General features: G+C 67.1%; 13 protein-coding genes. 9 read left to right on the top strand and 4 right to left on the bottom strand.

Annotation, left to right across the window (positions count from 1 at the left end):
- The first annotated feature begins 15 nt into the window (after positions 1 to 15).
- Positions 16 to 1,170, top strand: a complete 1,155-nt coding sequence (locus tag AC1DKN_RS18405) for a thiolase family protein (RefSeq protein ID WP_476872145.1) — start codon at positions 16 to 18, stop codon at positions 1,168 to 1,170.
- A 196-nt stretch (positions 1,171 to 1,366) separates the two neighbouring features.
- Here the strand turns inward: AC1DKN_RS18405 and AC1DKN_RS18400 are convergent, their stop codons facing one another.
- On the bottom strand, positions 1,367 to 2,170 hold the full coding sequence (locus AC1DKN_RS18400) for an IclR family transcriptional regulator (protein WP_476855923.1): 804 nt from the start codon (positions 2,168 to 2,170) through the stop codon (positions 1,367 to 1,369).
- A gap of 122 nt (positions 2,171 to 2,292) precedes the next feature.
- Between AC1DKN_RS18400 and AC1DKN_RS18395 the strand changes: the two genes are divergently transcribed.
- From AC1DKN_RS18395 to AC1DKN_RS18360, 8 genes are all read left to right on the top strand, one after another.
- Complete coding sequence (locus AC1DKN_RS18395; RefSeq protein WP_476855922.1) at positions 2,293 to 2,796, top strand: tripartite tricarboxylate transporter TctB family protein; 504 nt, start codon at positions 2,293 to 2,295, stop codon at positions 2,794 to 2,796.
- Between the two features lie 2 nt (positions 2,797 to 2,798).
- Positions 2,799 to 4,301 (top strand): tripartite tricarboxylate transporter permease, encoded by a 1,503-nt coding sequence (locus AC1DKN_RS18390; RefSeq protein ID WP_476872127.1) that lies wholly within the window; start codon positions 2,799 to 2,801, stop codon positions 4,299 to 4,301.
- 71 nt (positions 4,302 to 4,372) lie between these two features.
- Positions 4,373 to 5,374 carry a tripartite tricarboxylate transporter substrate binding protein gene (locus AC1DKN_RS18385; RefSeq protein ID WP_476872126.1) on the top strand — a complete coding sequence of 334 codons (1,002 nt, stop codon included), beginning with the start codon at positions 4,373 to 4,375 and terminating at the stop codon, positions 5,372 to 5,374.
- 36 nt (positions 5,375 to 5,410) lie between these two features.
- Positions 5,411 to 6,040 carry an RraA family protein gene (locus AC1DKN_RS18380; protein WP_476872125.1) on the top strand — a complete coding sequence of 210 codons (630 nt, stop codon included), beginning with the start codon at positions 5,411 to 5,413 and terminating at the stop codon, positions 6,038 to 6,040.
- A gap of 20 nt (positions 6,041 to 6,060) precedes the next feature.
- A complete protein-coding gene (locus AC1DKN_RS18375) occupies positions 6,061 to 6,849 on the top strand; it encodes an NAD(P)-dependent oxidoreductase (protein ID WP_476872124.1) in 789 nt (262 codons plus the stop codon).
- Positions 6,850 to 6,930: 81 nt separating this feature from the next.
- Positions 6,931 to 8,268 (top strand): TRAP transporter large permease subunit, encoded by a 1,338-nt coding sequence (locus AC1DKN_RS18370; RefSeq protein ID WP_476872123.1) that lies wholly within the window; start codon positions 6,931 to 6,933, stop codon positions 8,266 to 8,268.
- A 12-nt stretch (positions 8,269 to 8,280) separates the two neighbouring features.
- Positions 8,281 to 8,538 (top strand): hypothetical protein, encoded by a 258-nt coding sequence (locus tag AC1DKN_RS18365; RefSeq protein WP_476872122.1) that lies wholly within the window; start codon positions 8,281 to 8,283, stop codon positions 8,536 to 8,538.
- Positions 8,535 to 9,524, top strand: coding sequence for a cyclase family protein (locus tag AC1DKN_RS18360; protein ID WP_476855917.1), 990 nt, complete (start codon positions 8,535 to 8,537; stop codon positions 9,522 to 9,524). Before AC1DKN_RS18365 ends, AC1DKN_RS18360 begins: the two co-directional genes overlap by 4 nt.
- Positions 9,525 to 9,602: 78 nt before the next feature.
- Here AC1DKN_RS18360 and AC1DKN_RS18355 read toward each other — a convergent pair whose 3' ends face one another.
- The 3 genes from AC1DKN_RS18355 to AC1DKN_RS18345 are packed head-to-tail and all read right to left on the bottom strand — an operon-like array spanning position 9,603 to position 11,682.
- Positions 9,603 to 10,235 (bottom strand): energy-coupling factor transporter transmembrane component T family protein, encoded by a 633-nt coding sequence (locus AC1DKN_RS18355; RefSeq protein ID WP_476849632.1) that lies wholly within the window; start codon positions 10,233 to 10,235, stop codon positions 9,603 to 9,605.
- A complete protein-coding gene (locus AC1DKN_RS18350) occupies positions 10,232 to 11,038 on the bottom strand; it encodes an energy-coupling factor ABC transporter ATP-binding protein (RefSeq protein WP_476872121.1) in 807 nt (268 codons plus the stop codon). Before AC1DKN_RS18350 ends, AC1DKN_RS18355 begins: the two co-directional genes overlap by 4 nt.
- Entirely contained in the window at positions 11,035 to 11,682 is a 648-nt protein-coding gene (locus AC1DKN_RS18345; RefSeq protein ID WP_476849634.1) for a biotin transporter BioY, read from the bottom strand. Before AC1DKN_RS18345 ends, AC1DKN_RS18350 begins: the two co-directional genes overlap by 4 nt.
- Between the last annotated feature and the right edge of the window lie 119 nt (positions 11,683 to 11,801).

Here is an 11,801-nt window from a genome sequence, read left to right as displayed (position 1 = left end):
GAGGACAGGCAGCCGGTGATCATCGCCGCGCGCCGGACGCCGCTGTGCCGGGCCAACGGGGCCCTGAAGAAGCTGCGCGCTCACGAACTCCTGGCTCCGGTGCTCCGCAGCCTGCTCGCCGATGCCGGCGCCGGCCCCGGCCGGCAATCCGTGACCGACGTCGTGATCGGCAACGCCGTGGGCGGCGGCGGGAACGTGGCCCGGCTCGCCGCGCTGGAGGCGGGCCTGCCGGTCACCGTCCCCGGCGTCACCGTGGACCGGCAATGCGGCTCGGGTCTGGACGCGATCGTCCTGGCCTCCCGGCTGGTCGCGGCGGGCGGCGGCGGCCTGTACCTCGCGGGCGGCGTCGAGAGCATCAGCACGGCTCCGCTCCGCGCCCACCGCAACGACGACGGCAGCCCGGACTTCTACAGCCGGGCCCAGTTCGCGCCGCTGAGCTTCGGCGACCCCGACATGGGGGTGGCGGCCGAAAACGTCGCCGCCCGCTTCGGCATCAGCCGGGAACGCCAGGACGCCTTCGCGCTCCGCAGCCACCAACGCGCCCTGGCCGCCGCGGCCGCCGGGACGTTCGACGCCGAAATCGTGCCCCTCGCCGCCGGCTCCGGGGGGTCCGCGGCAGCCGACGACGGACCGCGGCCGAGTCTTGGCCCGGCCCTGATGGCCCGTTTCCCGCCTGTATTTGCCAGCGGCGGCACGGTCACGGCCGGTAACTCCTGTTTCGACGCCGACGGTGCCGCCGCCGTCCTCGTCACGTCCATGGAGCGGGCCCGGCAGCTGGGCGCCGCCGACGGACTGCTGGTCCTGGGAACCGACACCGCCGGGGTGGCGCCGCAGATCCTCGGCATCGGCGCGGCCGCGGCGGCCGAACGGCTCCTCGCGGCACACGGACTGACGGCCGCGGACGTGGGCCTGGTGGAATTCAACGAGGCCTTCGCGGCCCAGACGCTCGCGTGCTTTGACCAGCTGGGAATCGACCCGGACCAGGCCAACCTCGACGGCGGCGCCCTGGCCCTCGGTCACGCCTATGGAGCCTCTGGCGCGGTACTGGTCACCCGGCTGCTGGCACAGGCCCGCAGGTCCCCGGCGCCGGGGCAGCTTTCCCTGGCGATGATCAGCATCGCAGGCGGCATGGGCACGGCCGCGCTGCTGGGTTACGCGCGCCTCAATTAGGCCCCGGGAGGGGGACATGCCCATTCTTCGCGGCGCAGGATGGACATATAGGCCAGATGTCCACTGGCTGCGGGCAGGGGAGGGCATGTCCCTGTACCCGGTGCGGGCATGCCCCGGCGTGGCCTCGGGGAAGGACATGCCCATTCTTGGGCACGGGGAGCGGGCACGTGGTGGCGTGGCGGCGGTGAGGCCGTGCCTAGTAGACGGACCCTTCCAAGAGTTCTGAGAGTCGGCCGGCGGCGCGCCGGAGTTCAGGAACGCCGGCCTCGAGGCCGGCTTCGGTGGCTGACTCAACGGGGCTGGTTAGTGCCATGGACTCACTGGGGCGTCGGGTTCCGTTCGGCACAGCGACGGCGACCGACAGCACGCCGGTGGCACGCTCATCGGCCGAATACGCGTAATCGACGCCGGGCTCAGGCAGGCGTGCGCGGAGCTCGTCGGCAGTAAATGTACTCTCCTCATGGCCGGATGCGACGGCCGCGGCTACCACTTGCCCGAGTTCCGCATCGGAAACGGTGGCCAGCAGGATCTTCCCGGCCGCTCCGACGGTGAGGGGGAGCCGCTTACCCAGCGGCAGGTCATAGCGGAGGGGCGAGTCGCCGTCGACACGTGCGACGAGGATCCTTTCAAAGCCCAGCCTGGTGTACAGCGATGCCGTGAGTCCCGTCTGGGAGGCCACCTGTTGGAGGATCGGCCGCGCGGCAACCACGAGGGGGTCGTTCTCCAGGTAGCTCCGGGCCGCGGGCAGGACCGCGGGGCCGATCCGGTAGGACTTGTCCGTCTGGCTGACCATGCCGAAATCCTGAAGGACCCGCAGGATCCGCAGCGTCGTCGGCAGGCTCATGCCGCAGGTCCTGGCCAGGTCACTGAGGCGCTGGGGCCGCTCCGCACGTTGGAGTTCGGCGAAAACTTCCATAGACCTGGACAGGGAGCGCATGTTCCCGGCCTTGGGGCCGCCCTCTTCAGCGGAGCCGGCCGAATGTGTCGAAGTCACTGTCATTGTTTCATTCTATGTAACTGCACTGCGCTTGACAGCGTTTGTGTCTCGTGTCACTATTTCTTCAGACGAAATGTTCTTTCATTCTATGAAATAGAATATCGCGAAACGTAAGAAGGAAAACGATGACAACGGAGTCACTACTGACTAAACCCGAGCGCGCCATCCGCGTCGCTCCGTCGGTGCTTGCGGGCATCGGCACGTTCACCGCCGTCGGCGTCTATGTTCTGGTCAGTTCGGTCGGCCTCGGCCTCTGGACGTCGTTGGGGCCAGGCCCCGGCCTGTTCCCGTTCGCCATGGGAGGGGTGCTGGTCGCGATGTCAGCGCTCTGGCTGGTCCAGGAGCTGCGCCGGCCGAGCGAGAGGGCCGAGGGGATCGACAGGGGTCTGGTGATCGCGGTCGTGGTCAGCCTTGTGCTTGTGGCGTCCGTCATGGATTTGCTGGGCTTTCAGCTGAGCATGTTCCTGTTCCTGCTCTATCACCTGAAACTGCGGGGCCGCCGGACCTGGGTGTCCTCCCTGATCATCGCCCTTGCCGGAAGCGTCGGTGCGTTCTATGCCTTCAACTACGGGCTGAACGTCGCACTCCCCGTCTCGGCATTCGCTCCGCTGAACCTGATCGGACTATAGACGTGGACACACTTAACGAACTGCTCGGCGGCTTCGCAGCCGCCATGACCTGGCAAAATCTGATCTTCGCCTTCCTGGGCTGCCTGCTGGGCACCATCATTGGGGTCCTTCCCGGAGTTGGCCCGGTGGCCGGTGTAGCCCTGCTCATCCCGCTCACTTTGAACCTGGACCCCACCGGTTCGATCATCATGCTGTGCGCCATTTTCTACGGCACCCAGTACGGCGGAACCATCACCAGTGTCCTTTTGAACACTCCGGGTGAGGCGTCGTCGGCGATCACCACCATCGACGGTTACGCGATGACCAAGCTCGGCAGGGCCGGTGCGGCGCTGACCCTGGCCGCAGTAGGTTCCTTCGTCGGCGGAACCATCGCCACCATCGGACTGGTCGCTGCTGCTAAGCCCCTGGGCGAACTGGGCCTGCTCGTCGGTCCGCCGGAGTTCTTCGCCCTCATGGTCGTCGGCATCTCCCTGCTGGTCGCCCTGGCTGGCAAATCCATGGTCAAGGCCATCATCTCCGGAGCCCTAGGCCTGCTGATCTCCATGGTCGGCATCGACCCCGTTGCGGGTGCCCCGCGCTTCACCTTCGGGATGGACCGGCTCCTGGACGGCGTTAGTTTCGTGGCCGTCATTGTCGGCGTCTTCGGGCTCTCCGAAATCCTGTCCCACCGCAAGAACGCGGAGACTCCGTTGGTTCATGCCCCCGGACTCCGCTCGCTGCTCCCCACCCGGACGGAATGGCGCCGCAGCGCCCCCGCCATGGCCCGGGGCACCGGCGTCGGCTTCGGACTCGGCCTTATTCCCGGCATGACCGGATCAGTCTCGTCCCTGCTGTCCTATGCCGCGGAAAAGAAGTTCTCCCGCTTCCGCCACCAACTCGGCAAGGGCGCAGTCGAAGGCGTCGCCGGTCCCGAAACGGCCAACAACGCCCACGCCAATGCCGCCCTGATCCCGCTCTTCACCCTCGGCATCCCCGCATCCCCGACCATCGCCGTGCTGATGGGCGCGTTCCTGCAACAGGGCCTGACCCCTGGGCCCGCGCTGTTCACCGACCACTCCGAGATCGCCTGGGCCATCATCGCCAGCCTTTTCATCGGCAACGTGCTGCTGCTGCTCCTCAACGTCCCCCTGGTCGGCCTCTGGACCTCCATCCTGCGCGTCCCCACGCCCATCCTGACCGCACTGATCCTGCTCTTCATGGTCATCGGCGCCTACACCATCAACTTCAGCGTCTTCGACGTGTTCGTGATGATCGGCTTCGGCCTACTCGGCCTGGCCCTGAGGAACCTGGACATCCCGCTGGCACCGATGGTCCTCACCCTGGTGCTCGGCCCCCTGATGGAACGCTCACTACGCGAATCCCTGGAAATCTCCCAAGGCGACTTCAGCGTCTTCACCAGCCGCCCCATCTCCGCCGTCCTGATCGGCGCCGGCGTGCTGATCATCTGCAGCCCGCTGCTCAAGTTCCGCAAACCCAAGGCCCTCACCGAGGATCCCGAAGCCTGACCCTCCTAATACACCGTCCAAACACCCACCAGCCACCAGCCACCAACGCATTTCTTCAAAGGAGAAGACCCTTGTCACGCAATAAAATCACCGCAGCCTTCGCAGCAGCAGCACTTATCGCCCTCACCGGCTGCGGCGCCAACGCCAGCGCCTCCAACACCTCAGGGGAGGACTTCCCCAAGAAGGGCAAGTCCATCGACCTGATTGTTGCCTTCTCCTCCGGCGGAGCCGTGGACACCGCAGCCCGCCTCGTTCAGCCGATCCTGGAGAAGGAACTCGGCACCAACGTCGAGGTCATCAACAAGCCAGGCGCCGGCGGACAGATCGGCTACACGGCACTGACCAGCGCCAAGCCCGACGGGTACACCATCGGCGCGACCGGCTCACCGTCAGTGGTCGTTTCACCGCTGGACCCGGCCCGCGGCGCCAAATACACCCGCGCCAGCTTCCAGCCCCTCGGCCGTCAGGTCATCGACCCCGCCGTCATTGCCGTCCAGCCGGACAGCCCGTACAAGTCGCTGAAGGAACTCCTCGACGCCGCCAAGGCAAACCCGAAATCCATGACCGCCAGCACCACCGGACTGCAGACCGGCGAACACTTCGCCCTGGCCCAGATCCAGGAAACCACCGGCTCCGAATTCGCCCCCGTGCACTTCTCCGAAGGCGCCTCCCAGGCCACCACCGCGTTCCTCGGCCGGCACGTGGACGTCCTCGTTGCCAACGTCAGTGACGTGACCGACCTGACCAAGCAGGGCAAGGCCCGGGTCCTGGGCATCATGACCGCCGAACGCTCACCCTCGCTGCCTGACGTTCCCACCTTCCAGGAATCCGGCTACGAGGTGGAAGCCGGTACGGTCCGCGGTTACTCCGCACCGGCCGGGCTGCCGGACGCCGTTGCCAAGAAGCTGGAAGCCGCCCTCCAAAAGGCCATCGAGGATCCTGCCGTCAAGGAAAAGATGAGCGCCCTGGGCCTGCAGACCAGCTACCTCTCCGGCACCGACTACGAGAAGTTCTGGGCCGGACAGGAAGAGGACTTCAAGAAGGTCCTCCCGCTGGTCCAGAAAAAAGACTAGTCCAACCACCAGCCGCCACCCACGGAAGAATCCACCATGACAACTCCTGTCCTTGAGGACATCGACGCAAACTTCGTCCGCCCCGACCCGGACCTGATAGGCCGCCTTGCCAAACTTCCCGCCGCCAACATCGGCGACGCCATGGACCGCCTCGGAATCGCGGACTCAGCCATTCAGGCAATCTGGCCCGGCGCCCGCCTCGCCGGACCAGCCTTCACCGTCTGGACACGCCCCGGGGACAACCAGGGCATCCACCGCGCACTGCAGCTCGCCCGCGCCGGGGACGTGATCGTCGTCGCCGGCGGCGGAGACGAATCCCGGGCACTTTTGGGCGAGCTCATCGGCGAACGGGCCATCAATCTTGGCCTCGCCGGCTTCGCCCTGGACGGGGCAGCCCGCGACGCCGAAGCCCTCCGCGAGATCGGCATGCCCGTCTTTGCCCGCGCCATCACCCCGGCCGGACCATACAAGAACGGACCCTCCCGTCTCGGCACGCCCATCTCCTTCGGCGGGATCCCCGTCCTGCCCGGGGACATCATCATCGGCGACTCCGACGGCGTCGTCGTCATCCCCAGGGAACAGGCAATTGCTGTAGCCGAAGCCGCCGAAGCAGTCTTCGACGACGAAACCACCCGCCGGGCCGCCATCATCGCCGACCGACACTAAAGCAAGAAAGACAGAAAACTATGACCGCGTGCACCATCATCGGCCTCGGCGAAGCCGGAGCCACCTACGCGACTGCACTCATTGCGGCAGGCCACAGCGTCACAGGATTTGATCCCGTCGCACCATCCACCCCGGCCGGCGTCACCAGGGCAGCAACCGCGGCCGAGGCGTGCCTTGGCGCAGACGTTGTCCTGGTCCTCACCGGAGCGGCCGCAGCCAGCAGTGTGGCCCAGGAATGCCTGCCCGTTTTGCCGGAGGGCAGCTGCTATGCCGACTTCACCTCGTCCTCACCGCACGTCATGCGGGAACTTGGGCAGTTGCCCAGTCCGGCACTCTTCGTTGACGTCGCCATCCTCGGGCCCGTAGCCGCGCTGGGCGAGAAGACCCCGCTGATGGTCAGTGGCCCGGGGTCCCGGGCCGTTGCCGATCTCCTGGCGCCGCTTGGTGCCGAGGTCGAAATCGCCGACGGCGAGCCCGGGGCCGCGATGGCCCACAAACTGCTCCGCAGCGTCTTGATGAAAGGCCTGGCCTCCGTGGTGGTCGAAGCCGTCACGGCGGGACGGGCCGCGGGACTGGAAGATTGGATCCGGAGTCAGATCGCCAGGCAGCTGGCGGGGGACGGCCAGGCAGTCATCGACAGGTTCCTCACCGGCACAGCCAAGCACGCCCTGCGCCGTTCCAAGGAGATGCAGGACACTGCCGGCTACCTCACCGACCTCGGAGTCCCCGCCGAAATGACCACAGCCTCCGCTGCGGCACTTACGCGCATCGCCGAGAAATCAGCACAGGCGGCGCCGGCCTTGCGCTGACCCCGACCTCAGGCAGAATCGTTTACAGGAATCAATGATGAACCATCCGCAAACCAGCACTACCCCGTCAGGAGCAGCAGCATGATCGGCATCTGGGCCCTGGCAGCCTATCTGGCCGTCATCCTGCTGTGGACGACCCTTCTCAAGCGCAGCGTTGGAGAGGCCATGATCCTCGGATTCCTGGTCGTCCTGCCTTTCACGGGGGTCACAGCGGCGCAGATCGGCTGGTCCTCGCTTTATACGGCGGTGACTGATGAAATCGTCTACGCCACCATGGCGTTCGTCTTCATGGGGTACCTGCTGGACAAGACCGGAGTGCTGGACCGGCTCATCGACCTGTTGAACTCACTGATCGGCGGTACCAAGGGAGGCCCCGCCTGGGTGTCCACCGTGGCGTCGGCAGGCCTCGGCGGGGTGGTCCACAACCAGGCGGCGATCGCCGCGACCGTGGGTTCCGTGACCATCCCGTGGATGGAAAAGTCCCGGCTCGACAAGCCCGCGGCCGCGACCCTCGTGGCGGGAAACGCCGGAATGGGCATTACTTTCCCGTTCAGCGCCTCGATGTTCGTCCTGGTCGGCTCCGCCACAGTCGGGCCCCTGCTCAACGTCAATGAACTCGTGCTTCCGCTGTTCATCGGCGGGCTGTGGTGCTTCCTGCACCGGCTGATCGTCACCTGGCTGCTGATCCGCAAGAGCGGGATGACACCCTTGGATGCCGCGCACCGGTTGCCGGTCCGGGCGGCGTTCGGCCGCGGCTGGGCCACCCTGCTTTTGTTCGTCGTGGTGGCCATCCCACTGATCATCACCTCCGCCTTCATCGCCACCGCACTGTCGGACTGGACCGGCGGAGACATCACCAAGTCCCTGAGCGTCATCGTCTGGATCCCGGTGGTCCTGATCATCACCGGCGCCGTCCTCGGCCGAAAAAACCTCCCACGCAGCGGCCGGGGCTGGTGGACCCTGCTGCAGGAGTCCGCTCCGAGGTTCGGGATCGTCGGCATCACTGTCGTCTTTGCCTTCGCCGGCGCCAACGCCCTCGCCGCCACCGGCCTGCCCCAGCAAATGACGGCACTGCTCAACCGGATGAACCTGCCCCTGTGGCTCCTAGCCATCCTCATCGGGCTGATCGTCATCGCCGTCGCCGCGCCCCTCTCCGCCACGGCCACCATGGCCGCCGTCGGAACCGTCGGTGTCGCCACACTCGTTAGCGCCGGTGTTCCGGCGACCACCGCCGCCGTCGCCGTGCTCGTCTTCTCATCCTGCGAAGCCGCCGTTCCCCCCGGAGGCGCGCCCCTGTATGTCGCCTGCGGCATCGCGGACGTGGACCCGATCAAAACCTTCGCCCGACTGCTCACCCACTACGCCCTGCCCCTGCTGGGCATCGGCGTGCTCATCATCCTCGGCATCCTGCCGATCTAAAGGAACCGCGACATGCACAAGATCAGACGAGCCATCGAAGTCATCTTCGTCGTGAGCCTCGCCGCCCTCCTCGCCGGCGGAGTCCTGTTCGTGACGGGCCAGGCCGTCGCCCTTGCCGCCGGCCAGAGCGAATGGCTCGTATTCTTCAACGAATCCGTCAAGCCCCCGATGTGCCTTGCGGCATCGATCTGTGCGATCGCCGGGTTCTTCCTCAACTACAAGCGCTACGAAAACAAAGAACAGACTCCCCAGAAGGCAGCGACGCGATGACCGACACCAGGGAATCCGGAACCTACCCGTCCTTCGCCGAACTTCTCGAACGGGAGGGTGCGCTATCCGGGACGTCGTGGGGGCTGTTTCCCCAACCTGACCGCGGAACGCCGTCCTTCATCACGCAGGACACCACCCTGGAGGCCAGGAACTGCATCAGGACCGGCGTGGTCTTCGGCCTGGACTACCCGGCCGATGCCTTCGATCCCGGAATGTCACTCAAGCGCAGCGCCCCTCGTCACACCATCTACTCCTCCCACCCGGCCCACCGGGACGACTACCTGGACGGGTATTACCTCCAGGGATCCACGCAGGTCGACGGGCTCCGGCACCGCCGGGCAGACGACATCGGCTTCTACAACGGCACCCGCGATGACCGGATTACGGAAGGCACCCCGGACCTCGGCATCCAGGAATGGGCTGACAAACCCATCGTCGGCAGGGGAGTGCTCGTCGACCTCGACGGCTACCGCACCGGCGAAGGCACTCCCATTGACCACACAGCAGGTGAGCCCCTCGGGCTTGACCTGATCCAGGCAGCCATCCAGGCCCAATCCCTCACCATCCAGCCGGGCGACATCCTCATGCTCCACACCGGATGGTGTGAATGGTTCCTGGCCCTGACCATGGCGGACAAGCAACAGACCCGGGAGAGCCGCCGCGCCACCGGCATCGCCCAATCACAGGAATTCGTCGCCTGGGCCTGGGACCACCGCCTCGCGCTGATTGCCGCCGACAACTTCGCCCTCGAATGCCTGCCCGTCATTCCCGAAAGCCCCTTTCTGTTATCGGCGCCCAACGACCACGGCATGATGCACCAACAGCTCTTGGCCAAACTCGGCATGCCGCTCGGCGAACTCTGGAAGCTGGGACCCCTCAGCCGACACATGAAGAAGACCGGAACCTGGGACGCCTTCGTCAGCATCAAACCGCTGAACATCACCGGCGGCACCGGGTCACCTGCGAACGCCACCGCAGCGACGTGAGGGCAGGTCCACTGGCTGCGGCCAGGGGAGGGCATGTCCACTGGGTTGGCAGCGGAACCGCGGCCCGGCCATCCGGGCCTAGTCTTCCGGGTCCTCCGGCTCACCCAGCCCACGGGCGGCGAGGGCCTCGCCGGTCTGCCGGGCGAAGGCCACCGTGCTGATGAAGACGGGCAACACAAGGGCCCGCGGGTTGCGTTCGAGTCCGCGCGCCCGGGCCGAGTCGCGCACGTCCGTGTAGGCCCCGGCAACGAACGGGATGCTGCGGAGCATGATGGCGATGGTCAGGGCGAAGCGTTCCGGGTCCGCACCGAAGCGCCGGAACGGCCGGGCAAGCGACGCCACGCCGTCGAGGAGGGCCTGCACGGGAGTGGTGGCGGTCAGGATTGACGCCGCGACGACGCAGACCAGGACGTTCAGGACGATCCGGGCGGCGGTCGGTGCGCCCAGCTGCCACCACTGGAAAAGCCCGATCGCCACGAGTACCGGAAGAACCGGACGCACCGCCCGGAACAGCCGGGCCGGGCCGGCCCCGCTGAGCAGGAACAGTCCGCAGAGCAGCACCAGCATGACGGCCGACACGGCCCAGTCCGCGATCAGGAACGACGTCATTCCGCACCCAACGACCAGCAGGAACTTCAGCCACAGCGGCGCACGGTGGACCAGGGACGAGCCCGGCACATACGCCGCCAGCAGGAAGCCGTGGCCGCTCACGCCTGCTCCCGCCGGGCCTGGTCGGGCACGGCCCGCTCCAGCCGGCCGCCGGCTACGCCGCCGAGCCCACCGCCTGCTGGGACGCCGTCAGCCGCTGGCAGGCCCGCCGCGCACAGGGCGCGGTAACGGGCGACGGCGGCCGCCGGTTCGCCGTCGAACACCACCTTCCCGGCATCCACCACTAGGACGCGGTCCATGTCCAGTGCCAGCTCGAGGTCGTGGGTGGACAGAATCACCTGCTGGCGGAGCCCGGCGAGGGTGCGCCGCAGGAGTTCGCGGTTCCGCAGATCCAGCAGTGTGGACGGCTCGTCCAGGACCAGCACCTCCGGATCGACGGCCAGGACCGCGGCCAGCGCCAGGAGCTGGCGTTCGCCGCCGGAGAGCTCATAGATGCTTTGGTCCGCCAGCGGCAGGAGACCGAACCGTTCCAGCACCGACTCCGCGTGGGCCCGGCGCTCAGGGGCGTTACGGATGGAGCGGCGCAGGGACAGTTCCACATCCTCGCGTCCGGTGGGCATCACGAGCTGGGAGAGCGGATCGGTGAAGACAAAGCCCACGCGGCGGCGGACCTCACGGACGGCCCGGACCGTATCGGCGCCGTCGACTCTCACGGTGCCGTCGCTGGGTGCCACGAGCCCGTTCAGGAGCCTCAGGAGGGTGGACTTGCCCGAGCCGTTGGCCCCGATAACCCCGATCCGCCGTTCCGTCAGGTCGAGCGAAAACTCCTGGAGCAGCGTCTTGGGTGCGGGGCGGCCGTCAACCGGCACCCGCACCGAAACCCGGTCCAGGACGATGATGCTCACGGGCGGGTGTCAACCGTCCGGACACGGCGCAGCAGCAGGTCCGGGAAGGCCTTGTGCAGGGCCAAGGCGATGCTGACGGCCAGGACGTTCTTGATGATGTCGCCGGGGTAGAACACGAGATCGGCCAGGAAGGCTTTGGAGAAGTCCAGCTTGGCGTTGACCATCATGCCCAGGATGCCCAGGCCGTGGATGAAGACGATGCTGCTCACCATGGCGGCGGCGAACAAGAGGATGGCACGCAGTCTGCCTTTGCGGTTGGCGGTGCGCTTGAGCACGACGACGGTCAGCCAGCCGACGGCCGTGGCGGCCAGCAGGAACCCGATGATGTAGCCGGCGGAGGGTCCGGCGAGGACGCCCAGCCCGCTGCGGCCGCCACTGAAGATCGGCAAGCCGGCGAAGCCCAGGAGCAGGTACAGGCCGACGGCGGCGAAGGCCCGGCCAGGGCCCAGGGCCAGGCCCGTGAGCATGACGGCTAGGGTCTGCAGCGTGATGGGCACGCCGAGGCCGCCTACGGGAATGGCGGCGATCAGTGCCGAAGCGGCCACCAGGGCGGCGAAGACGGCGATGAGGCCAAGGTCGGTGGCATTCCAGCGGACCCGGCGGCGCGGGGTCCTGGCTGCGGCGGGACGGTCGGTTTGCGTCATGATGTTCCTGTCGGGGTGCTGCTCAGGGAGCTGCTGCGGAAATATGGATTGTGATATCGACTGTACGGTCGCGGCGCGGACGGTTTTTTGTAGGCGCCCCACTAACGCGCGGCCCGGTT

The sequence above is a fragment of the Arthrobacter sp. 01N444 genome, assembly GCF_056399305.1.
The sequence above is the reverse complement of the archived record's forward strand: the minus strand, read 5'-3'. Positions and strand labels throughout refer to the sequence as shown.